General features: G+C 42.4%; 28 protein-coding genes. 11 read left to right on the forward strand and 17 right to left on the reverse strand.

All coding sequences use genetic code 11. The annotated features are described in order from the left end of the window. Positions 1-10 precede the first annotated feature (10 nt). Complete coding sequence (locus ACJ9PY_RS24640; RefSeq protein ID WP_057278041.1) at positions 11-760, reverse strand: GTP cyclohydrolase II; 750 nt, start codon at positions 758-760, stop codon at positions 11-13. Positions 761-1,015: 255 nt separating this feature from the next. Here ACJ9PY_RS24640 and ACJ9PY_RS24645 point away from each other — a divergent pair, with 255 nt between their 5' ends. After that, positions 1,016-1,387 (forward strand): hypothetical protein, encoded by a 372-nt coding sequence (locus ACJ9PY_RS24645; RefSeq protein ID WP_214806988.1) that lies wholly within the window; start codon positions 1,016-1,018, stop codon positions 1,385-1,387. 63 nt (positions 1,388-1,450) lie between these two features. Here the strand turns inward: ACJ9PY_RS24645 and ACJ9PY_RS24650 are convergent, their stop codons facing one another. Beyond that, entirely contained in the window at positions 1,451-2,956 is a 1,506-nt protein-coding gene (locus ACJ9PY_RS24650; protein ID WP_145506548.1) for a leucyl aminopeptidase, read from the reverse strand. Between the two features lie 268 nt (positions 2,957-3,224). Between ACJ9PY_RS24650 and ACJ9PY_RS24655 the strand changes: the two genes are divergently transcribed. Further along, positions 3,225-3,707, forward strand: coding sequence for a divergent PAP2 family protein (locus ACJ9PY_RS24655; RefSeq protein WP_034310222.1), 483 nt, complete (start codon positions 3,225-3,227; stop codon positions 3,705-3,707). A gap of 9 nt (positions 3,708-3,716) precedes the next feature. Continuing rightward, positions 3,717-4,505 (forward strand): cobalamin-binding protein, encoded by a 789-nt coding sequence (locus tag ACJ9PY_RS24660; RefSeq protein ID WP_063574764.1) that lies wholly within the window; start codon positions 3,717-3,719, stop codon positions 4,503-4,505. A gap of 60 nt (positions 4,506-4,565) precedes the next feature. Here ACJ9PY_RS24660 and ACJ9PY_RS24665 read toward each other — a convergent pair whose 3' ends face one another. The 4 genes from ACJ9PY_RS24665 to ACJ9PY_RS24680 form a co-directional block, all read right to left on the reverse strand. Next, on the reverse strand, positions 4,566-5,258 hold the full coding sequence (locus tag ACJ9PY_RS24665; protein WP_048687644.1) for a 3D domain-containing protein: 693 nt from the start codon (positions 5,256-5,258) through the stop codon (positions 4,566-4,568). Between the two features lie 355 nt (positions 5,259-5,613). Next, positions 5,614-5,931 carry a YuiB family protein gene (locus ACJ9PY_RS24670; protein WP_034310217.1) on the reverse strand — a complete coding sequence of 106 codons (318 nt, stop codon included), beginning with the start codon at positions 5,929-5,931 and terminating at the stop codon, positions 5,614-5,616. 107 nt (positions 5,932-6,038) lie between these two features. Beyond that, positions 6,039-6,518 (reverse strand): NUDIX domain-containing protein, encoded by a 480-nt coding sequence (locus ACJ9PY_RS24675; RefSeq protein WP_053537405.1) that lies wholly within the window; start codon positions 6,516-6,518, stop codon positions 6,039-6,041. Between the two features lie 202 nt (positions 6,519-6,720). Further along, positions 6,721-7,935, reverse strand: a complete 1,215-nt coding sequence (locus tag ACJ9PY_RS24680; RefSeq protein ID WP_268591430.1) for an NAD(P)/FAD-dependent oxidoreductase — start codon at positions 7,933-7,935, stop codon at positions 6,721-6,723. A gap of 474 nt (positions 7,936-8,409) precedes the next feature. Here ACJ9PY_RS24680 and ACJ9PY_RS24685 point away from each other — a divergent pair, with 474 nt between their 5' ends. Together ACJ9PY_RS24685 and ACJ9PY_RS24690 are read left to right on the forward strand one after the other, a co-directional pair. Next, positions 8,410-9,402, forward strand: coding sequence for an NAD(P)/FAD-dependent oxidoreductase (locus ACJ9PY_RS24685; RefSeq protein ID WP_034310210.1), 993 nt, complete (start codon positions 8,410-8,412; stop codon positions 9,400-9,402). A 133-nt stretch (positions 9,403-9,535) separates the two neighbouring features. Next, positions 9,536-9,844 (forward strand): hypothetical protein, encoded by a 309-nt coding sequence (locus ACJ9PY_RS24690; protein ID WP_411739206.1) that lies wholly within the window; start codon positions 9,536-9,538, stop codon positions 9,842-9,844. A gap of 88 nt (positions 9,845-9,932) precedes the next feature. Here ACJ9PY_RS24690 and ACJ9PY_RS24695 read toward each other — a convergent pair whose 3' ends face one another. Further along, a complete protein-coding gene (locus tag ACJ9PY_RS24695) occupies positions 9,933-10,295 on the reverse strand; it encodes a HesB/IscA family protein (RefSeq protein ID WP_063574759.1) in 363 nt (120 codons plus the stop codon). A 353-nt stretch (positions 10,296-10,648) separates the two neighbouring features. Beyond that, the gene (locus tag ACJ9PY_RS24700; protein ID WP_034310204.1) at positions 10,649-10,885 is read right to left on the reverse strand and encodes a YuzB family protein; all 237 of its coding nucleotides are present in this window, start codon (positions 10,883-10,885) and stop codon (positions 10,649-10,651) included. 289 nt (positions 10,886-11,174) lie between these two features. Here ACJ9PY_RS24700 and ACJ9PY_RS24705 point away from each other — a divergent pair, with 289 nt between their 5' ends. Next, complete coding sequence (locus tag ACJ9PY_RS24705; RefSeq protein ID WP_048687320.1) at positions 11,175-12,242, forward strand: NAD(P)/FAD-dependent oxidoreductase; 1,068 nt, start codon at positions 11,175-11,177, stop codon at positions 12,240-12,242. A 71-nt stretch (positions 12,243-12,313) separates the two neighbouring features. Here ACJ9PY_RS24705 and ACJ9PY_RS24710 read toward each other — a convergent pair whose 3' ends face one another. Next, positions 12,314-12,643, reverse strand: coding sequence for a YuzD family protein (locus ACJ9PY_RS24710; RefSeq protein ID WP_411739207.1), 330 nt, complete (start codon positions 12,641-12,643; stop codon positions 12,314-12,316). A 164-nt stretch (positions 12,644-12,807) separates the two neighbouring features. On the opposite strand from ACJ9PY_RS24710, the gene ACJ9PY_RS24715 reads away from it, so the two are divergent. Continuing rightward, positions 12,808-13,044: a NifU family protein gene (locus ACJ9PY_RS24715; RefSeq protein WP_034310199.1), complete on the forward strand. Its 237-nt coding sequence runs from the start codon at positions 12,808-12,810 to the stop codon at positions 13,042-13,044. 195 nt (positions 13,045-13,239) lie between these two features. On the opposite strand, the gene thrB is transcribed toward ACJ9PY_RS24715, so the two are convergent. The 5 genes from thrB to yutH form a co-directional block, all read right to left on the reverse strand. Next, positions 13,240-14,184: a homoserine kinase gene (gene thrB / locus ACJ9PY_RS24720; RefSeq protein ID WP_095679236.1), complete on the reverse strand. Its 945-nt coding sequence runs from the start codon at positions 14,182-14,184 to the stop codon at positions 13,240-13,242. Next, on the reverse strand, positions 14,181-15,242 hold the full coding sequence (thrC, locus tag ACJ9PY_RS24725) for a threonine synthase (RefSeq protein WP_053536744.1): 1,062 nt from the start codon (positions 15,240-15,242) through the stop codon (positions 14,181-14,183). Before thrC ends, thrB begins: the two co-directional genes overlap by 4 nt. Next, positions 15,239-16,537, reverse strand: coding sequence for a homoserine dehydrogenase (locus ACJ9PY_RS24730; RefSeq protein WP_034310194.1), 1,299 nt, complete (start codon positions 16,535-16,537; stop codon positions 15,239-15,241). The genes thrC and ACJ9PY_RS24730 overlap by 4 nt, the downstream gene beginning before the upstream one ends. A gap of 191 nt (positions 16,538-16,728) precedes the next feature. Beyond that, the gene (locus ACJ9PY_RS24735; RefSeq protein ID WP_411739208.1) at positions 16,729-17,643 is read right to left on the reverse strand and encodes a L,D-transpeptidase family protein; all 915 of its coding nucleotides are present in this window, start codon (positions 17,641-17,643) and stop codon (positions 16,729-16,731) included. A 105-nt stretch (positions 17,644-17,748) separates the two neighbouring features. Continuing rightward, the gene (gene yutH, locus ACJ9PY_RS24740; protein WP_057278053.1) at positions 17,749-18,750 is read right to left on the reverse strand and encodes a spore coat putative kinase YutH; all 1,002 of its coding nucleotides are present in this window, start codon (positions 18,748-18,750) and stop codon (positions 17,749-17,751) included. Positions 18,751-18,956: 206 nt separating this feature from the next. Here yutH and ACJ9PY_RS24745 point away from each other — a divergent pair, with 206 nt between their 5' ends. Further along, positions 18,957-19,454 (forward strand): phosphatidylglycerophosphatase A, encoded by a 498-nt coding sequence (locus ACJ9PY_RS24745; protein WP_034311650.1) that lies wholly within the window; start codon positions 18,957-18,959, stop codon positions 19,452-19,454. Between the two features lie 61 nt (positions 19,455-19,515). Here the strand turns inward: ACJ9PY_RS24745 and ACJ9PY_RS24750 are convergent, their stop codons facing one another. Together ACJ9PY_RS24750 and ACJ9PY_RS24755 are read right to left on the reverse strand one after the other, a co-directional pair. Continuing rightward, on the reverse strand, positions 19,516-20,283 hold the full coding sequence (locus tag ACJ9PY_RS24750; protein WP_411739209.1) for a TIGR01457 family HAD-type hydrolase: 768 nt from the start codon (positions 20,281-20,283) through the stop codon (positions 19,516-19,518). A gap of 24 nt (positions 20,284-20,307) precedes the next feature. Beyond that, positions 20,308-20,745: a DUF86 domain-containing protein gene (locus ACJ9PY_RS24755; RefSeq protein ID WP_048688255.1), complete on the reverse strand. Its 438-nt coding sequence runs from the start codon at positions 20,743-20,745 to the stop codon at positions 20,308-20,310. A gap of 345 nt (positions 20,746-21,090) precedes the next feature. On the opposite strand from ACJ9PY_RS24755, the gene ACJ9PY_RS24760 reads away from it, so the two are divergent. Both ACJ9PY_RS24760 and ACJ9PY_RS24765 read left to right on the forward strand, forming a co-directional pair. Beyond that, positions 21,091-21,357 (forward strand): DUF3055 domain-containing protein, encoded by a 267-nt coding sequence (locus tag ACJ9PY_RS24760; protein WP_034310182.1) that lies wholly within the window; start codon positions 21,091-21,093, stop codon positions 21,355-21,357. 70 nt (positions 21,358-21,427) lie between these two features. Beyond that, complete coding sequence (locus ACJ9PY_RS24765; protein WP_170946935.1) at positions 21,428-21,715, forward strand: cytosolic protein; 288 nt, start codon at positions 21,428-21,430, stop codon at positions 21,713-21,715. Between the two features lie 30 nt (positions 21,716-21,745). Here the strand turns inward: ACJ9PY_RS24765 and ACJ9PY_RS24770 are convergent, their stop codons facing one another. Next, positions 21,746-22,021 (reverse strand): YutD family protein, encoded by a 276-nt coding sequence (locus ACJ9PY_RS24770; protein ID WP_034310177.1) that lies wholly within the window; start codon positions 22,019-22,021, stop codon positions 21,746-21,748. 113 nt (positions 22,022-22,134) lie between these two features. Between ACJ9PY_RS24770 and ACJ9PY_RS24775 the strand changes: the two genes are divergently transcribed. Continuing rightward, positions 22,135-22,797 (forward strand): YhcN/YlaJ family sporulation lipoprotein, encoded by a 663-nt coding sequence (locus ACJ9PY_RS24775; protein WP_191929980.1) that lies wholly within the window; start codon positions 22,135-22,137, stop codon positions 22,795-22,797. The last annotated feature ends 11 nt before the right edge of the window (positions 22,798-22,808 follow it).

Consider the following 22,808-nt stretch of genomic DNA (forward strand, 5'->3'; position numbering starts at 1 on the left):
TAGCTCTCCTTTATACAATCAAAGTTGGCTTCTTTGTGGGTATATGTCCAGACTTCTTGACCTTTGTATCGAGATAGAAACTATTATCTTCCGTCAAACCGCCCCATAGCGGAATATGGTCCTTTGCCGCAAGTCCATGCTTCATGAGGGCATCCAGCTTTTTGGGGTTGTTCGTGATTAAAGTAACCGGATCCTTACGAAGTTCCCTCAACACGCGAATGGCTCCCTCGTAAGATCGCGTATCGTCTTCGAATCCTAAAGCCTCATTCGCCTCGACCGTGTCATAACCTTCCTGCTGTAGCAAATAGGCAAGAGATTTGGAAAACAGGCCAATCCCTCTTCCTTCATGGTCCGCAAGGTAAAAAATGGCCCCGCACCCATGCTCGGCTATCATCTTCATCGATTGGTGGAGCTGGTAGCCGCAATCACAGCGTTTACTGCCGAAGATATCACCTGTGTGGCAGATGCTATGCATCCGGACAAGTGCATCCTCCGACTTTTCAAAATCACCATAAACCAATACGGAGGATTGCTGTCCAAAAGCGAGGTTCGCTTCCGAAAGCGAATCAAGCACCGTATCCTTGTCATTATCCGCACCGTCAAGCTGAAGCCATGTATACCATTGGAAAACCGTTGAGAAATCTCCTTGTTCAACCGGCAGGTTCACAGGTCCCACAAGGCATATATCAGCTTTACCGGGGGTTTGGATGATATTCATTTTATCTATTAAAAGGTCTTTTGTTTCCTGGGTTATTTTCATGTTAACATCACCTATTTTATAATTTATAGTGTGCCTTCTCCTTACTTTAGGTAAGTAAGTATATTACTATACACTATACCTGTCAATGAAGCAGTTTACAAATAATAGTGTGTCTTTGATCATAATTTTCAAGAAGTTTTTTTGCAGAAAAAGGTCATTCACAAACCGCTATCATATCGGCTGGCCTTTATACATATTTTAACGTATAACGAAAACGTGTCTATAGACAGACCTTAATGAAAGGAAGGAAACCTTTTGGAGGATTTCCCTTATTTTTTATATGATCCCATCCTATTTCCGCCTCACGCCAGGAATCGGACATTGCGTCCCTACTTGGCAACCAATCCAGATCTGCTAGTCAAATCGGCAAATACCTCGCAATCATTGATGCTTGATGTAAAAAAGGTCATGGATACCATAGCCACATCCAAGCCTTTCTCGAACCGGTTGATGACTGCTGCCCAAGCATCGCAAAAAAATGTCGTGATCGATATGATCCGAAAGATAGGAATTAAGAACGAACCTGATATCACGTATAACCCCGATGGGATCCGTTTTGATTTCTATCCTAAAGCAGGAGAAGAAAATTGCCATATCATCGTCAGCTTGAAGTGGAGGGAGGCATAACGTCCGTCCAACACCTTTTTGGTAAAAAAACCGAAGCCTATTTTCGGCTTCGGATATTTGGGTTCATCTTGTTTTCGTTTCAAAGGTTTCAACCAATAGTGCAAGCGTCCGTGCCATGACACCGGTAGCCCCCGATGGGCACAATTCGGAGTTGCTCGAGGTTGTGGAAGTTCCGGCAATATCCAGATGGACCCACGGAGTGTCTTCGGCAAATTCACCGATGAAGGCGCCGCCCATGATCGCATGTCCCGCCCCTCCAGGTGAATTATTCAAATCCGCTATTTTACTATTGCGTACCCGCTCTTTATCCTTTTCCGTAATCGGCAATCTCCAAATGGGCTCCCCGGCCTCCTCTGAGGCTTTGACCACTTGCTCATAGAATTCCGTGTCATTTGTCATTGCACCCGTCATATCCATGCCCAGCGCCGTTATGACACCACCCGTTAAAGTGGCAACGTCAATAAGATAGTCGGCACCATGATGTTTAGCGTATGTCATGGCATCCGCCAAAACCAGACGGCCTTCCGCATCCGTGTTCAATACCTCTATCGTCTTGCCGCTCATGGCAGTGATCACGTCATCGGGCTTGAATGCATCACCGCTGATCATGTTATCAGTGGAAGGAATGACCGCCACGACATTTTGGTCCGGTCCCAATTCGCCGATGATTTCCATTGCACCTAAAACGGCTGCCGCACCGCCCATATCCGTCTTCATTCCAACGATACCAGCCTTCGTTTTCAATGAGTATCCACCCGTATCGAATGTGATCCCTTTACCGACCAACCCGATAACATCCTTCCATTCATCCTTACCTTGATACTTCAGGACGATCATTTTCGGAGGCTCGACCGAACCTTTATTGACAGCAAGGAGTGCGCCCATTCCCAACTTGAGCATGTCCTCCTTCTCGAGGATCTCCACTTCAAACCCATAACGTTCGCCCAAGGCAGATGAATAATCCGCCAAATCCGTGGAAGTCAGCAAATTGCCCGGTGTATTGACCAATGTTCTGGCTGAGTTCGTCGCCCTTCCGAAGATCCTCCCTACATGAAGCGCGGCACCGACCTCTTCTTGATCAAATTCACTGTAAACCGTAATCGATTCAAGGCTTTTTTCGACCTGGTTCGATTTTTGCTTATATCCGTCAAATTTATAGGATGCAAGTTCAAAAGCTTCGGAACAAGCATGCGCTGCATCCAATGCATCCAGATTTTCAGTCGTGAATGTATCCAACGCGATCGAAAGTGTCGTAATCTTTGATTCTTTAATCGTCTTACGCGCTTTTCCCAACGCTTCGCGGAGCGTTTCAAAAGATAGCTCCTTTTCCTTGCCCAACCCTACAAAAATCAATCTCTTTACGCTTAATTTACCTAATGTATGTATTTTGACCACTGATTTTTTCTTGGAAGAGATTTCACCGGCTTTCACCAACTCTGTCAGCTGGCCATCCAATCGTTCATCCGCTTCTTTTCCTATCCCTGTGAACTTTACGGGTCTGTCAAATACGCCTAGAATCAGGCATTCGTCAATCAAATCTATATTTAAGGAATTTTTTACTGTGAACATTCTGATACCTCCTCCATTCTATTACATTCATTATAACGAAATCTTCAAAAATTTTCGAATAAGCCGCGAAAATAATAATAACAAGGGATATTGTTTAGAATGGGTGACTTTAGAGTAATAGTATAAGAAAGATCATATTTATACTTATGCCGGCAGGGAATCGACAGGACTGAATGGAACTAATAATAAGGGCCTTATTCCGAACAGGATGCATTTACCCATATATGGATTTCATCTTTACTTATAACTAGAAAGAAGGCTGATACTCTTGGAATTATTACTCAACTTCCCTTTAATCGCAGCATTGATTGCCATTTTCTTTGCTCAATTCATCAAAGTGCCCATCCACTTCATAGCATTTCGCAAAGTGAATTGGTCACTCATTAACTCCACAGGCGGTATGCCAAGCTCCCACTCTGCGGCCGTGTCAGCCCTGACCGTAGCGGTAGGGATCGAAACCGGAATGGATTCCCCTGTATTTGCCGTTGCCGCGATCTTTGCAATCATCACGATGTTCGACGCGACAGGAGTGAGACGGCAGGCAGGAGAACAGGCAGCCGTCTTGAACCAGCTCGTTACCGACTTCAATACCTTTGTCGAGCAAGCAAAGAACTGGCAGAAAAAAGCAGATAAACAGAAACAGCAGCAATTAAAGGAACTGTTGGGCCATAAGCCAATCGAGGTATTTTTCGGAGCCTTGACCGGAGTATTCATTGCATTGGCACTTCACTTTTTCATCTTTCAAGGGTAGGTGTTCAATTTGAAAATAATCTCTCTTTGCCCCAGCAATACGGAACTATGCACATATCTAGGAATCGAAGATCAGCTGATCGCCATCGATGACTACTCTGATTGGCCTGAAACCCTACAGCATCTTCCTAAGGTGGGGCCCGACTTATCGATCGATATCGATCATGTGGAATCACTAAAACCCGATTTGGTGCTGGCTTCACTGAGTGTACCGGGCATGGAAAAAAACATTGAGGGGCTAAAAGAACGGAACATCCCCCATATCATCTTCAACCCGCAATCGCTTGAAGATATCGCAAAAGATTTACTGACCTTGGGCGAGGCGATGGATCTTAAGGAAAAAGCAGAGGAACAGGCTGCCAAATTCCGTGATGCCATCCTTCAATATAAAAACATCGCCGATAAAATCGAAACAAAGCCGTCCCTGTATTGGGAATGGTGGCCTAATCCCTTATTCAGCCCCGGGGGAGTTAATTGGTTATCCGAGATCAGTACGCTTGCGGGAGGATATAACCTTTTCGAGGATGTCGACATGGCAAGCATTCAAGTCACTTCCGAAGAGGTCCAAAAAAAGGATCCCGACCATATTTGCTTAGCTTGGGTCGGTGTCCCTTTACGTAAAGTAAACCCGGCGCTTGTCAAGAAACGGCAAGGGTGGACTGATATGAAGGCCGTCCGGAATAACCATATTCACATCATGGAAGAACCTTTATTCTGCCGGCCTTCCCCGCGTTTGCTGGATGGGCTGTCCATATTGGCAAAGACTCTGCATCCTGAAGCCTACAAAGGCATGCCCTAAGGGCGTCCCAAATGAAACAGAAAAGGCTGCCTCAATTGAGGCAGCCTTTCACTTTCCTCTTTAAAAAGCAAAAGAAGCTACATTCTCATTCAATGTTTTCTCAGCGATTTTCGGCTTGAATACCTGCTTGATCTTGGTTTCATTCAACCTGCTTAACTGTTGTTCGGATAACTCGCCGTTCCCTTTTTGGACAACATATACTTCAAGGGTTTTCTTTCCCCAGTTCTCGTACACATCCTGTACCGTTTCGTAGTATAGATCCAGATGATTCCCTTTGATCGCACCACCCTTGTCCGCTACAACCCCATATCCATAGCCCGGAATCCAAAGGATGGTTCCGAGAGGGAATATGGCAAGATCGGCGGCAATGGTGGAAAACAAATCCCGTTTCACCTTCACCCCTGAATATGTGATTCCATAAGATGGGCTTTCCGGGTACTTTCCGGTTGATTCATACCCTGCTGTATATCCTGTAGCCAAAACTTCATGCTTCGGGTATTTCGAAAGCTCGATTGCCTCCGCTATCGTCGTGGGACCATTGCTCGCAGATGCCGATGCCATTAGCGTTGCCACTTGCCCCCCACTATGAATCGCTTTATATTCGAGACCAAGCATTCGATGCTGTCTCATTGCCTCTTCAAAAGGATGATCTTCAGGAACTGCCCCAAAAACATGATTCAAGGTCGATTCGATGGCCAAAATAAATAATATGATAATAGCAACCCTCAAAAATAATGCCTTTACAATCTTCATATGTATCAATTCCACTCCTCTCACAAGGATATTTGTTCCCTTTACGGAGTGAAAGTATTCATAAAGCATGGAAAGAACCAATTTTTCATACAAAAAAGGCTCTTTTCGTAAAGATCGTTGTTTTTAAAACGAAACTATTTAAGGTTGATTGGAGCGGAAGTGCCAGACTGCCTGCGGGAGCAGCGGGACAGGTGAAGACCCCACAGGGTTTACGCCGAGGATGCTCACCGCCCCGCGGAAAGCGAGCATCTGGAGGGGAAATCAACCACACCGCACTACTTGGTAAATAGCAACAAAGTATGCGAAAACAGCCTACAAAAAAAAGGACCGTCCATAAATGACGGCCCTTCCCTTATTAAAACATTTGATATCCTTTATTCCTTAGAATCCTGATGACCACACCAGCTAAAACCGCGCCAAGCAGCCCGCTTGATAAAATAATGATGTCTGCCGTATGCAGGGATGTAAGGTTCGTACCAAGATTGGAAAAAGATATTCCCGGATTCCTAAAATATTCTATTAGCTTTGTTTCATTGACAATGATGATGAAGACGATTGGAAATAAGAAGACCATGATCCACGAAGAACGAAAGAGCATATTCAGCAAAAAGCCAATTCCGAAAAACAATATGAAAAATAAGAGTATTGAGATAATTAAAACAGGCAATGGCATGTTATTCTTGACCCTCCTTAAAAGCGACACCTTTAGTTTACTGAAAAAATAATTGCTGCGTCAACGACTTATACCAAATAATACCGAAGAAAAGATAATTACCCAAATTACAAGAATAGTTTATATGATGTATATCCAAATTGATCTCCCGGATTCAACCCGTCAAGCATCGTCTGCATTCTTTCCTTTTTAAAAGCTAAAAGCTGTTCCAATAGTAACGATTGCTTCCCCTCCTTCATGAGTAAATCAGGGTGATAAAATTTAGCTTCATATAATTCATCCAATTGAGCATTTACTTCAAAGCTGAGCGGTTTAAGTAAAAATATCAACATATTATCACTTATATCCCCTTTGATGACTCCGCTTCTCACTCCTACGATGCCTTCGATTTCTGTATGAATGCCCGTCTCCTCCAACACTTCCCTTACGACAGCTTCATCGACGGTTTCATCATTTTTGACAAAACCTGCCGGAAGCGACCATTGCCCTTTCAATCCGCCATACCTTTTGTTCACGACAAGCCACTCACCTTTATCCGATATCACAAGGCCGGACACTGCAAGCCAAACATTTTTGCAACGTTCCACCAAAACCCACTTCCCCTACAATCATTATTTAGTAAAGATGATGCCAAAGATAATTTCCTTGATCAAACTTCGTCATCCCCATTATATTCCACACAAAAAAATTGCATACTCCGCTATGACACACTCATCGATGGATGGGCTGCCAATGAAAAAGCCATTCAGGGACAATCCCCAAATGGCCATTATTGATCTATCGAAAAAATTAAAGGACGTTGAATTTACCTTTTTTAGCAACAAGTGAGGCTCCGCCAATCATTAACAATGCCCTGTTATCAACCATTTTCTTCATGAATGATGCAGTCTTACCTGTAACTTTCTTGCCGAAGACAACACCAATCGCATTATCTTCACCGAGTGAACATACCGTTCCTTTGTTTTCGAAGGTGAACGTTTCCAGGTCGCTTTCGTTACGAACCAATTTAGTCAGGTTCTTCGCAATGACTTCACCTTGCTGCATCGCTATTTGTGCAGTTGGTGGATATGGACGATTAATTTCCTCGTTGATGATCAAAGCGCAATCCCCTACGATGAAGATATCGTCATGCCCCGGTGCCCGCATGTCAAGATTCACTTTAATACGTCCGCGCATAGATTCAAAACCGGAAGCCTCTATCACGGAGTTTCCACGTACTCCAGCTGCCCATACAACGGTGCCCGCTTTGATTTCTTCCACTTCATCTTCGCCTTTTGCCACGATGATGCCTTCAGGAGTCGCCCCCTTGATCGGTGTGCCGATTTTGAATTCCACACCTTTTTTCTCAAGGTAAGATACTGCATAATCCACCAATTCCGGATCGAAGCCAGGAAGGACGGCTGGGGCTGCCTCCACACAGTACATGCGGACCTTTTGGAAATCGATGTCGTATTCTTTACAAAGTTCAGGGACACGGTTAGCCAATTCGCCAAGGAATTCGATACCCGTAAATCCTGCTCCTCCAACAACGATCGTCAAGCGGTCTTCATTCTTTTCAGCCTCAGTACTGTACGTCGCGAATTGCAATTGGATATGGTCACGGATTTTACGTGCCGTGTTCACGTTAGAGATAGAGAAAGCATATTCTTTTAGCCCCTGGATTCCGAATGTTTCCGATTCAGGTCCAAGACCAATCACTAAGTAATCATAAGAAATTTCGCCGTTTTGAAGGATGACTTTTTTGTTCTCCGTTTTAACTTCCAAAACTGAATCCTGGATGAATTTAACTTTGCTGTTAATGACACTTTTGATTGGATAGCGCACACGATCATGATGAAGCGTTCCAGCTGATGCTTCATGCAGCCATGTTGTTTCATAGTGGTAATCATTTTTGTTAACTAATACGATTTCTGCTTCATTTTGACCTAACGCCTTCTGTAAGCGAGTAACAGTCATCAATCCACCATAACCTGCTCCTAAAACAACGATTGTTGGCTTTTTCAAAAGTATTCTTCCACCTTTACGATATTTTCTTGTGATGCTTTCCATAACTAAAATATATTGTCTATCTTTATAATTTCCATTATAAAAAGCACTCTTATACATTTGTGACGTATTTCACGTAACACTTCATAAATGTCATAAAAAATTCATAAAAAATTTACCAAATGATATCTAAGTAAATATTAGTCTTTTTCCTTACCTTTTTCAAGTAACAAACCGAACTTTTCCGGGTTAAAATATAGCCGAAAAACATTACTTTCCACCCAGTTGCAACCATATTTATACGATATGCCCAACATTGGCAAAGGGTAATTTCACCCGGATTTGAAAGCGGATACAGAACATTCATCAGGAAACTGCACAAATATAGTCAAAACTTTCCCACTTTTCTAACTTTCTCCGTTTTTTAAAAGATCATCTATGTTAAAATAAGAGAATAAATTTCAGCAAACCTAGTATATCGGAGGGATAACGTTGGAAGTTAATGAAAAAGTTTATGATATTACAATCATTGGCGGAGGCCCGGTTGGATTATTCACTGCATTTTATGGAGGAATGAGACAGGCATCCGTAAAAATCATCGAGAGCCTGCCACAATTAGGCGGACAATTGTCGGCCCTTTATCCAGAGAAATACATCTATGACATCGCTGGTTTCCCCAAAGTGCGCGCTCAGGAGCTAGTGAATAATTTGAAAGAACAAATGGCAAAGTTCGAACAGGATGTCGTCCTGGAGCAAGCCGTTCAAGAAGTGGAAAAGCAAGCCGATGGAGTGTTCAAGTTAACGACTGATAAAGAAATCCATTACTCCAAAACGATTATCATCACAGCTGGAAATGGGGCTTTCCAACCCCGCCGCATCGAAATTGAAGATGCAAAAAAATATGAAAACGGCAACCTTCACTATTTCATCGATGACCTCAATCATTTTGCCGGCAAAAAAGTGGTCGTCTTCGGCGGTGGGGATTCAGCAGTGGACTGGGCCTTAATGCTGGAGCCGATTGCCGAGAAAGTGAGCATCATTCACAGAAGAGATAAGTTCCGTGCCCACGAACATAGTGTAGAAACACTTAAAAATTCAAAAGTGGAAATAAAGACTCCATACATACCTGCAGAGTTGATTGGTACAGACGGCCGTATCCATACAATTGTCATCAAGGATACAAATGGTGACGATACAGAGACCATGGATGTAGATGCAGTCATCGTCAATTACGGCTTCGTTTCTTCTCTTGGTCCCATTAAGGAATGGGGACTTGATATCCAGAAGAACAGCATTTTGGTGAATTCCAGAATGGAAACGAATATCCCGGGGATTTATGCAGCAGGCGATATTGCAACCTATGATGGCAAAGTAAAATTGATTGCCAGTGGTTTTGGTGAGGCACCCACTGCCGTCAATCACGCCAAACAATATATTGACCCAAAAGCAAAAGTTCAGCCGATGCACAGTTCTTCCATGTTTTAATTATATTACGCAAAAACCGGCTTTCATGGCCGGTTTTTTTTGTCCCCAATTCGATGATTGTGGATAAGTTTTTTCAATTAGTTATCCACAGTGCTTACCCTTTTCATTCTATGGGTAAAGAGTAGAAGAAGCCATGAAAGGGGAATGCATCCAAGAATATTTTAATTGCAGGGGCCAACGGAACGAACGGAAAGCAGATCATTGGGGAATTATCAAAAAATTGCAAATGACCGTATACGGGATGATCAGGAAAGAGGAACAGGCTCAAACGATAAAAGAACTCGGCGGGCATCCAATCCTTGCAGATTTAGAGGGAAATGTGGATAAAGCAGTGGATAACATGGAAGCCATCATTTTTGCCGCCGGATCCGGACCCAAAACTGGGCCGGATAAAACGACAGCTGTGGATAAGAATGGAGCCATTAAACTGGTCTCGTGTTAGGATGAGACCATCCTAATCCCTCTTGTAAAAAACAAACAAAGGAGGCACTTATTAAAGTGCCCCCTTTTTCCGATGTATTGGAGTTTACTTAGCAGTTCTCCGGCGTACCGGCATTTTTAGCCGTTTTGAAGGAAGACCCGCAACCGCATGATGCGATGGCATTTGGGTTTTCGATCGTAAAGCCTCCGCCCATCATCGTTTGCTTATAATCAATTACCGTTCCATTCAATATATCTGCATCCTCGGCATTAACAAGGATCTTAATTTCAAACTGTTCCAACTGGCTATCTTTTTCTCCGGGCTCTTGTTCAAAGCCCATTCCGTAGGATAATCCACTGCAGCCTCCGCCTTTAACGGCCACTCTTAAAAAGGAACCCTCTTCACCATTATGTTTCATCATTTCTTTTATCTGAAAAGCGGCAGCTTCCGTTATTTGAACAACTTCACTCACAATAAATCCCTCCTTCTTCTGAATATGTGAGATAGAACCATTTCTCTTTATAGTATATACCAAAGAAATTCCCGCGCTCAATTTTCCAGCTTGGAAAAATTCATATTCCCCCACCTATTTTACCAACTAAGATTAGTCTACAACAATAGGTATAGGTATAATGAACCAACTCATTGAACCTTATCCTAAAATTCGTATCCCAAAAAAAGGCCCGGAAAGCCTCCCTTATCCAGATGGCCAGACACCGCTTTCAGGAATTCAAAAGGACCCAGGAAACAATCCACCCTTTGCTGCAGCACTGATAAAAAAAGGGCTGTCCCTTCCAGGAACAGCCTTTTATCCGCCGTTGATGATTAAGACATTTCAAATTCATCAATGTATTTATATATTTTATCTACCAATTCATCCGTTGTGTCACCAAAAACCACTTCACCGTTTACAAGTGCATATAAGTTACTGGAGCATCTGCCGCAATATCCCAGGCAACCATATTCTATGATATCCAAATTCGGATCCCGCTCCAATCTTTCGAGAGCCTCCTGAGCCCCGCTGGCTAGATTGCTTACGCAAAATTCAATAATCGGGTACATTGTTTCACCTCACAGTTACTAACAACCCATCTTATTACTTTTCCCATTAACAGTCAATATTTACGCATAAAAAATAAGCCTATTTCAAGATATCGGTTGTGATTTCCTTTTATATTCGTTATACTTTTGTCGGGGTACGTAAAAAAAGAAAATTATCTAATTTTTTATTCTTACTACAAAATTGGGGTATATATATTTAATTAAACTTTTAAGGGGACCATTTGGGGGAATCCTATAGTTAAGTGCTAATCAAATTTTTCAAGAGATCAAATAAAGGGGAAAAAATCATATGAAGAATCTAGTCATACTTGGTGGCGGGTATGGTGGTATGCGCATGTTGCAAAGATTGCTGCCTAATCAGCTTCCTGAAAATGTGAGCATCACGCTTATCGACCGTAATCCTTATCACTGCTTAAAAACGGAATATTATGCTTTAGCAGCAGGTACCATTCCAGATCAGCACATCCGTGTTGCATTTCCTGAACATCCTCGCTTGAAGAACGTATACGGAGAAGTACTTTCCATCGACATGGAAAATAAACAGGTCATTATAGAAAATCAAGATCCTGTCGTTTATGATGATTTAGTCATTGGCCTTGGCTGCGAAGACAAATACCACGATATTCCTGGTGCAGACATACACACTTACAGTATCCAAACAATCGATAAATCACGCCGCACATATTCAGCTTTGAATAATTTAGGTGCCGGTGCAACCGTTTCTATCGTTGGTGGCGGACTGAGCGGTGTTGAGCTTGCAAGTGAATTGATTGAAAGCCGTTCAGATTTAAACGTTAAGCTATTTGACCGTGGACCGCATATTCTATCTGCTTTCCCAGAAAGATTAAGTACTTTTGTCGAATCATGGTTCGATAAACATACCATCGAAATCGTCCATCATTCAAATATTACGAAAGTTGAACCAAACCTTCTTTACAATGGCGACGAAGCCGTTCAAAGCGACGTCATCGTATGGACAGCTGGAATTCAGCCAAGCAAGATCATCCGCGATATGGATATTGAAAAAGACCGTCAAGGAAGAGCCGTTCTGACTCCTCAGCATTTCCTTCCTAATGATGACAGCATCTTTGTAGTCGGCGACTGCGCGAGCCTGCCTCATGCACCTAGTGCTCAATTAGCGGAGTCCCAAGCTGAGCAAATCGTCCAAGTCCTTGTGAAGAAATGGGCAAATGAACCACTTCCTGAAAGCTTCCCTACCATGAAATTAAAAGGAACATTAGGTTCCCTTGGGAAGAAACAAGGTTTTGGTCTTGTTGCAAATCGCCCAATCACCGGCAGAGTGGCACGCCTAATGAAATCAGGCATTCTGTGGATGTATAAATACCATAACGGTTGATTATAAACTGGCCCAATGAGCTGCATGCAGCCCATTCATGGGTCAGTTTTTCTTATTTCTTCCATTATATATCACACTCGCACTGAGTATCCATATTTCTCCATCGTTTCCACCACTTTTTTGAGACGGACATTTCCTTCCGCAATGATTTCACCTTCGATGAGGACCAGTGGATAAAATAAATCTTCCTTGATCATTTTCTCGGCAAAGCTCTTTTGCTTCAATGTTTCTGGTGGGTTATACATATCTATATAGGATATTTTGAATGGCTGCTCAGGAAATTTTCTCGTTAAAGCGGCTTCAAGCCACTCGCAGGTATCTTTCGAAGAGGGGAGATTCACACAACTGGCGCAAATTTGCTCCGCTCCATACACTTCTATCTCAATATCTTTCCTTACCATACTCTTCCTCCTTCAGTTTATTATAGTTGCTTCATTTGAATAATGTTTAAAACTTCACCTGTTTCCATCATACCAGAATAATATAGATTATATTTCCGCAAAGTTACAGTTGGATTTTTTATTACCTTCGCATTATAATATGATTAGGAAAGGAGTCGATTGCAATGTCTGAACAAACAATGGAAGTTCAAGTTCAAGAAGTCCTAGATAAGCTTCGTCCGTTTCTTCTTCGTGATGGCGGTGACTGTGAACTAGTTGACGTAGAAGATGGAATTGTAAAATTACGATTACTAGGAGCTTGCGGAAGCTGTCCTAGTTCGACCATTACGCTAAAAGCTGGGATTGAGCGTGCCCTTCTTGAAGAAGTTCCTGGTGTAGTGGAAGTTGAACAAGTTTTCTAATAGCCCTTTAAATAACATGCAGCGTATGGATGAAGGATCACTTCATCTATACACGTTCAACCTTTTTTCATGCAGGCCGGAATCTTTTTGCGGACTGTAATAAAAATAAAGCTGACTCCGCTTTTGCCCTATCAAATGAATTGATACGGCTTGACACGGGTCAGCTTTTTTATATGGACGGCAAATGAACACGGCTCACGATTTCAAAAACTTCAATTCCTTTTTTTCCTGTTCAGAAAGGATTGCCGTATAACTTCCATCATTATCGATTTCCAATTCCCTCACATGGAATTCCGGAAATCTATCCTTCAATCCAGTGAGCAAACCTTCACTTTTTTCTGGAGATGCCAAGCATAAAACAGTTGGTCCTGCTCCGCTTAGTGCCGCACCAAATCCGCCTTCATTGTGGACGACTTCTTCTATAAGCGCTAAATGAGGGACCAACTCCGCTCGATATGGCTGATGGAAACGATCACTTTGCATCATTTCACCAACAAGTTTCCAATCTTTCGATAGAACTCCTGCAAGCATTACATTTGCGGCTGCGCTCCCGCTTATCGCATCTTTATAGGAAAGCGAATTCGGAAGGACATTTCTTGAATCCTCAGTAAGCAATTCAAAATGGGGAATGACAGCGATCACCTTAACTCCCTCGATCGGAAATGACACGACATCCGTCCTTTCCTCCGTATGAAGGCCCACAACCAATCCACCATAGACAGATGCCCCCGCATTATCGGGATGCCCTTCAAAGAGGGAAGCATGCCTATTCTTCTCCTCATTTGATAAATGAAGCTCACCAACGATGTTTGCCAATTCAATTCCCGCCACAATGGCAGATGCACTGCTTCCAAGCCCGCGCGCCAGTGGAATTTCACTAGAGACGAAAAGCCGGCATGGGGAAAGTTCCTTTCCATAGGAGGCCGCCGTTTCCTTGGCAATTTGGACGATATAATTATTATCATCCCTTGGAAAAACAGACATTTCCTCTGAAAGCGGGACGACTTCCCAATGATCTGATGGAGATCCGTGTATTTCCAAGTAAAGTCCTAGCGCCAAGCCGATGGAATCGAAACCTGGCCCTAAGTTGGCCGTACTTGCTGGTACACGGATCAAGAACATCTCTGATTCCGCACTCATGCCTGTTTCACACCTTGCAGATGTTCTAAAATGACTTCTTCATCCATTGGCAGCAATGTAGGTTGAATCGTACTTGTATTGACTGCCACATTCGGATCCTTCAATCCATTTCCAGTCAATACAGCAACAATCTTACTTCCTTTTTTGATTTCACCGCTTTTTAATTGTTTATAGATACCTGCAATGGAAGCACATGATGCCGGCTCTGCAAATACCCCTTCTTTTTTAGCAAGGAAATGGTAGGCTTCCAGAATTTCTTCGTCTGTCACCTCATCAATTTTGCCTTTGGATTCATTTGCCGCTTCCACAGCAAACTTCCAACTTGCAGGATTTCCAATCCTGATGGCCGTTGCGATCGTTTCTGGATTTTCAATAATGCTATCCCGGACAATTGCAGCCGCTCCTTCAGCTTCGAACCCTCTCATTTCAGGAAGGCCCGTTTGTTTCGATTCGTTATATTCCTTAAAGCCTTTCCAGTAAGCCGTTATATTCCCTGCATTCCCGACTGGCAGCGCCAAAATATCCGGTGCGGAGCCGAGAGCATCACAAATTTCGAAAGCCGCTGTCTTCTGCCCTTCAATCCGGTATGGGTTGACCGAATTCACAAGAGTTATCGGTGAACTCTCACTAAGCGAACGGACGATTTTTAAAGCTTGGTCGAAGTTTCCTTCGATCGAGATGATTTCCGCTCCATACATAACGGCTTGGGCAAGCTTGCCCATGGCTATTTTACCTTCCGGGATGACGACGATACAGCGCAGGTTGGCACGGGCCGCATAAGCTGCTGCAGCTGCTGATGTATTCCCTGTGGATGCACAGATGATTGTGTCGCTGCCCTCTTCTATCGCTTTGGCGACGGCCATTACCATTCCGCGGTCCTTAAATGACCCAGTTGGATTTGCCCCTTCATATTTTACATGTAAGTCGATTCCCCACTCTTCGGATAAACGATTCAGTCTGATTAAAGGTGTATTGCCCTCCAAAAGGGTTAGTGCAGGTGTGTTTTCATTGACGGGTAAAAAATCTTTATACGTGCTTATAAGTCCTTGCCAGCTCATTTGATGTCCTCTCCTTCAACTCTGTATGTGCTTTTCACTTCTCTTACCATATTGTAATCATGTAATTTCTGTATTATTTGCTCAAATGCTGCCTTTGTTGCAGTATGCGTAACTAATACGATTTCGGAAGATTCCTTTTCATCCAGCGGCAATTGAAGGATTTTATCGAATCCTACCCCATGCTCGGCAAATAAATTCGTGATTTTGGCTAAAACGCCAACTTCATCCTGAACATGTAACCGAATGAAGAATTTAGCGAAAATTTCAGTGGCATCTTTTAATTGTTTCGGGTATTGAGGTGCAACGGCACTGCGGCCATTTACGCCCAGCCTCATATTCTTGATGACCGTCACCATATCCGAAACGACTGCAGTCGCAGTAGGAAGACTGCCAGCCCCCGGTCCGTAAAACATCGTTTCCCCTACGGCTTCCCCATAAACGTATACAGCATTATACTCATTATTTACCGATGCCAACGGATGTGCTTCCGGAAGAAGTGCAGGCTGGACACTTACGTCGACCCTATCCCCTGCCCTGGAAGCGACCCCGATCAATTTCATTGTATAACCAAGCTTCTTGCTATATCTCAAATCCTCTTCGGATATCTCGGTAATGCCCTGTACCTCAACATCATTCAAGCCAATGTTCATTGAGAACCCGAGTGTTGATAGAATCGCCATTTTACGGGCCGCATCCAATCCGCCTACATCGGCTGTCGGATCGGCTTCAGCAAATCCCAGCTCCTGGGCTTCCTTCAATACGTCATCATAAGCTCTGCCTTCCTTGCTCATTTTCGTTAAAATGAAGTTTGTCGTTCCATTGACGATTCCCATCATTTTCGTGATGCGGTCAGAAGATAACCCATCGACAAGACCGCGTAAAATCGGAATTCCCCCTGCAACACTTGCTTCATAGAACAAGTCACATTGATTATCGGTGGCCAATTCCAACAGTTCCGGTCCATGTAAAGCCATTAGGTCTTTGTTCGCCGTAACGATATGCTTTTTATTTTTTATCGCTTCTATTAGATAGCCGCGTGTTTCTTCGATTCCGCCCATCACTTCTATTACAACATCAATCTCGGGATTCGAAAGGATATCCTCAGGATTGTCCGTTAACATTCCTTTTTCGACCGCGACAAGCCGCTCCTTCGTCGTGTCTTTCACTAGTATCTTCTTAATGGATATGGAACAGCCCACTTGATGCATGAGCTTGTCCTGGTGGCTTTCAATGATTTGTACGACTCCTGATCCGACTGTACCTAAACCCAATAAACCGATCGAGATGGCTTTCATATTTTGGTTCCCCCTTAAAACTGTTTGCCTGTAGAAAACATTTGTATTTGTATAGTAGACATTATAAGTTTAATTCACATAATTATCAATAGTTAGAAAAGATGGATGCACGAACTTTTTTCGTCCATCCCTTGAACGAGTAAGAACGGGTAACGTTTATTTTTTTTATGGGAAAACCATTTTGATGATTATTACTTAACGCTCTTCAATGAATCATTTGTACCCATTACAATATGTGGCTTTTGCACGGGATCCATCCATTTCAGTAAACTGAGGACATTCCTTTCGGCCGTGGCTGTACATCCCGCCGTCGGTTTTGTACCCCCTCTCCATATATGGAGAAAGATTGCACTGCCTTTTCCTTTTATGATGGGATCCGTATTATAATTGATGACCGCTCCATACCTATACAGTTCATGATTCATCCTTTCAAAAGACTTCCATTTAACTGCAGGATTTCCTTTATAGGTTTTCCACTTGTTATAATCCTTGGATGTCTGATCATCAATCCAGTAGTCATATTTGGTCGTTTTCTTATAACCCATTTTCATTCCGGCCGGCTTCGTTTCGCTTCCAAAGGCCGTACCAAAGGAATAAATTCCAACCGGGGATTTCCCATCCCCCTCTTTTTTGCTCTTCGTGAAGCCGTTCTTCCCAATGACACCCTCCATCTTCTTCAATGCCCGGCGCCATTCCCCTTGTTTCTTCTCATAAGTTTGGATCGTTACCTTCGTATCACTCATCGATTTACCTGTCGCCGATATAACTTGGTTAACGCCTTTCCTCCTATCGAATTTCTTCAGAAGAGCTTTTTCATCAGTACTGAAAACCTCATTTACATCTGCCATATTGATATATGCGGCCTTATTTGCGTGACAGATTTCATACCAATTTCCAGTTCTCCCGCTTGCCGATAATTCTTTATTTTTCTTATACGTTTTTAACGTTTTACTTGCAGCCGACGCCTTTTCTTTCACATCCGCTTCAGACTTCATGACAATCTTGAATTGAGTCGATTCGCAACTTGTTTTCGATTCAGCTTTCGCAAGATTCGCCGTTTGGATGATTAAAAAGGCTATAACGGCGGCCATCATCAATCTTTTCATGATCCCATCCTTCCGCAGTGATTAAATATCTAATTATTCTAAAAAATCTTGTTATTATCATAACATAGTAAGTAAGAATGAATCATATTTCTTTCCCGTTTTTATCTAAATCCAGTCAATTTTAGGCAAATCATAATGCTTGGCAGGGACCTCTGCCAATTCATAAAAATGTTTGAGGAAGGACTCATATTGTTGGGAGGATTTCGTGATCGAAGCTATTTTATCCTCCAATTCATTCGACCTTGATTCCGTCGTTTTTGAAAAATACTCTTCCACCGTTTCAAAATAATGAATGGGAAACAGCATCCTCGAATATAACAACCGGGCTGAAAAACTGGATAAGGGTTCTATGGACTGATATTCGTGAAAGAAATGGCCAATGCCCCGCTGATGGGTATGCACATTTTGAAAATAATGTTCCCTCACCCATTCCGCGACATCCCTGGTTCCGTGGTCGAATACCCAATCGAACGGATTTTTCATCCACTTATTGCTTTTCCAGGTATCATGTAAAAAACGTTCATAACATACCGTTCCGCTATCGACAATTTGCGGGGTATCATCAATTTCCGTGTCGACTAAATATTGAATCGCATTTTCACCTAGGACCATATAATAGGGAAAGGTTTCTATAAATAATTTTTCAAACTGGTTATCAGGATGGGCGTTGAGCTTATCCCGCCAAATCTTTTCTAACTGATCGATCCTTTGTTCCCAGAGTTCTTTCCATTTACCGATCCTTGAACAAGTTCGAATCGTTTCATTAATCGTTCTCCCACGCTGATGGAATCTTGCCAGACGTCTTCCCGGATTGAAATTTCTCGGACCTTCCAATGCCTGATTGGCGAGAAGGATGAATAATTGTTCATCCGCTTCCGAAACATAACTTCCATGATTGGCAAGGACAAAGGCGGATACGTGACGATCACCTTGTGAAATCAGATGTTGAGACATTTTATACCGTTCCACTAATTCCTCCTGCTCCATATTTTCAATGGGAACAATACTGTACACCATATTTCCTGAGCGGAAGCTTGGAAACCTGACATTGGCTTCTTCAAGCTCCACCTGTATGCCATAATTATTAAAAATGATTTCTTCTATCATGGAATGGCCTCCTTCATCAAATGGATATAATAGAAATATTGGACATCATATACTTATATATATGTGGAATAACCCGTTTTCTGAATGATTATCGAAACCTTATTAGAAATTCCAATCAAAACATCCTCCATAGGTTTTCAGTTTAATCAAATCAAACTACCTGCTTTAGAACTATCCCTTTAAAATATAGAGAAATGGGTGATGAAATGGCTAATATTGAACAATCAATGTCTGAAAAAACAGCTCGGAAATGGCTAATTGAACGAGGAGTGAAATTGGAGGATATCGCTGAGCTTGTCATGTATTTACAATCCGGCTACCATGAAAATCTCCAAATGTCCGATTGCCTTCACAATGTCGAACGGGTCCTTTCAAAACGCGAGGTCCAAAATGCCATCCTTACCGGCATACAGTTGGATATTCTGGCTGAGAAAAAACTGCTCGAGGAGCCTTTGCTGAGCATCATTGAAATAGATGAAGGCCTATATGGGGTCGATGAAATATTGGCTTTTTCAATTGTGAATGTTTATGGATCCATCGGCTTTACCAATTATGGTTTCATCGATAAACAAAAGCCGGGTATCTTAAAATATTTAAACGATAAAAGCACAGGTAAGGTGAACACCTTTTTAGATGATATTGTTGGGGCGATTGCCGCTGCCGCTTCAAGCCGGCTTGCCCATAGAACCGAAAATGCGGAATAGTAAACGAATGATATTGACGACATGAAAAAAACCAGGGCTGCATTCGCAGACCTGGTTTTTTTCATTCAAAGCGCCATAAGTCAAGGGTGTCCACCACATGCGTAGGCTGCTCCTTATATTGCTTTAAACGTTCTTTTGTCGTTACGCCAGTATGTACAAGCAGTGTATCGATCCCAGCATTAATGCCGGCAAGGATATCCGTATCATAGTTATCTCCAACCATGATTGTCTCTTCTTTAGGAACCCCCAATACTCTTAGGGCTTGCTCCACTATGACGGATTCTGGCTTTCCAATGAAAATCGGCTGTACCTGGGTCGAAACGGAAACAACGGAAGTCAAGGAACCATTCCCAGGCAAAAGGCCTTGCTCGGTAGGAATGGCAATATCACCATTGGTCGAAATGAAAACAGCACCATTTCTTACAGCTAGACAGGCTTTTGACAGCTTTTCATAATTGATGCCGCGGTCGATGCCCATGACCAGATAATCGGGATGATCTTCCACAAGCTTCATTCCTTTTTCCTTAAGAGCCTCGATGATGCCTTCTTCACCCACCACATAGACCGTTGCACCTTTCTTTTGTTCAGCTATGTAATTGGCAGTGGCCATGCTTGTCGTGAAAACCTGGTCATCCTCCGTCGATATGCCGATGCTTCTCAATTTATCCGCTACCTGTGCCGGAGTCCGGGATGAATTATTGGTGACGAATAAATAAGGGATATCCCTTTTCCTTAAGTCATTAATAAACCCTGCCGCTTCCGCAATTTGTTCCGTTCCGCGATACATGGTGCCATCTAAGTCAATTAAATATCCTTTATACGACTTCATTTGAAATTCGCCTTCCTAACGCTGCTAGTTTTTAAAAGCTGAAACAGGTCCCAATTCATTCGTTAAATAGTTCCTCACCAAATCAGGGAATTGCTTGAATGCCTCGATATTTTCCGAAAATACGGCATGCAGTTCTTTGTGATCCACTTCAATGAAGTCTTGAACCAGCATTTTCCTTAATGGCAAAACCTTTTTGAATTGCATCGCTTTTTCTTCTGAAATCACTTTTTCATCTTGAAGGATATCGATAATATCCTCATAACTTCCTGGATCACGCATAATGAAACCATCAATTACCGCATTTCCTACATCCAACACGGAATCGATGGAAGTTTGTATAAGCCTTTCAGCGATAAGTTCCGAATGGTCTCCATCCCAATTATCCTGCCCCTCAAAAAGTCCAAGCTGCTTTTCAAGAAAACCTAATATTTGTTCAATCTTTTGGCGGTCTACAAAGTACATTTTTTCCAGATCCTTTCTGATCTAAGATGATATAGGGAATCATTGGTTGGATGAGCGGCATAGTTAAAAACGCTGTACCGAACCAACCTTATTCCTTGATAATACCATAGCTTCTCCCTTACTCTCAATTCCTTCAACTACACATTGCCTTTTCTACGGGGGTGCATTTCCAGACGTACACTCCCCGATTCCATTTATATTCTTGCCATTTTCATTTAATCGATGAATGCATTTATGCTTGAGCGAAGTTCTTCAGCCGGAAGCCCCGAAAAATGTCTGTTCCCCTATTGAAGTCACTTTGTTATGATGGAACTACAAATGTGAAGATACGAAGGGAATGATACTATGGAAGATCGCTTTTATTTATACAATGACGTCGTTGATTCAAAAACCCGGTTCATAAGCTTCATGGGAGAGGAATCAAGATTCGATCTGGCCATTACGGCAACCGATCGTTTCTATGGAAAGAAGCTTGTTTTAAATATGCAGAGTAACCGTTTCGCGATTATTGGGCCTGATGATTTGGAAGAGGAAGGCTATCTTGAGCATGCCTTTCAATTGTCGGAAGCGGAAGCCGAAGAACTTCGTCACTTTTTAATGGAAATCGTCTGAGTGCTGAAGTTTTTTAGCTTAAACGGGAAACCTACTGAGTGTAAGACCGATTACATGAGGGGGGATTATCTTGGACAAAGAAGAATACCACGATTTTTCCAATGTCGAAAAACAGAGGGATTATTTAATTCCTGAAGAATTTCCCGAAGGACCTTTTGGATCAGCCATAGCAAAAGATGAACCAGTTCAGAATAAAAACACCCCGTGGCAGGAAGGGCAACGATATCAAAGTGCCTTTAATTATGAAAATAAATCGTTACATGAGGGTATGCCTCGACAATATCCTGGGGCACATCCGACACATGATGATTCAGAAAAAGACGAACAGCCTCCATATAAAGGATATGGTAACTCTTAACATGGAAGGCCAGAGTGAATTCTGGCCTTTTTATTTCTTTATTTTCTTCACGACGAAATAAGGACAGCCAAAATTGCAGTATTCATATAAATATTCACTAAGCGTGCTTATTTTCGTATCAAAGGTGGCTTTCTGATTGGAATCATCAAAAAATCCACGCAGCCTCAATTGCCCGTAACCCCAATCGCCCACTATATAATCATACTTCGTTAAAATCTCACTGTATCTGGCTTTAAACGCTTCTTCGTTATAGCCTTCCCTTTCATCCTCAATTATTTCATAGGTCATGTTATTGATGTTAATCATTGTTTTCACCTCTCATATATACATTCCTTCTTTAAATTATAACTGATTCCCCATCAATTACTAAGCGAAAAATAGAGAAATATGTTCATCCTAAAGTTATGGGGGTGTTATTGATGAAAAAAACAATAATAACGATAGGTTTAAGCTCGATTATTGCACTAACCGGATGTGCTGATAAAGATAAAGATCAGGGTCTCGGGGCAAAAAACAATGCCGGTAACCCAACAAACGTAAATAATCCAACTCAATATTATGACGAGGATTATCGTAATAATGACAATAAAAGTGATGATTTCGGTTTTACCCGCACAAATAGTGCAACCATTGACGGCCGTAACATTTCCAACAAAGCTGCTTCCATTGACCGTGAACAACTTTCTGATGTCATCTCTAAACTGAGTGTTCAGATTCCAAATGTCAATGATGCCGCTACCCTTGTTACTGATGAGGAAGTGCTTGTCGTATATGATACCAATGCAAAGGATCGGACGGAAACCGCAGACCAGGTTAAACGTACTGCCATGTCCGTCGTGCCTCGCTACTATCATGTCTATGTCAGTGATGATTATCAAACCCTTGCCCAAGATGTCGAGAACTTCGCTACAGTGAAATCCGGTAGCAGAGGGATTGACTATACGATTGAACAGACCATCAAAAGAATGCTGAAGTCGCCTCAAGGATACAAAATGAGTGAAGGTGAAAATGAAAACGGCGAAATGGTTAACGATAAAAGAGATCATCACGATAACATCCATCAAAAAATGGATAACCGTTGAATACAAAAGGA

This window comes from Peribacillus sp. S4, from assembly GCF_046715815.1.
GTDB lineage: Bacteria > Bacillota > Bacilli > Bacillales > DSM-1321 > Peribacillus > Peribacillus frigoritolerans.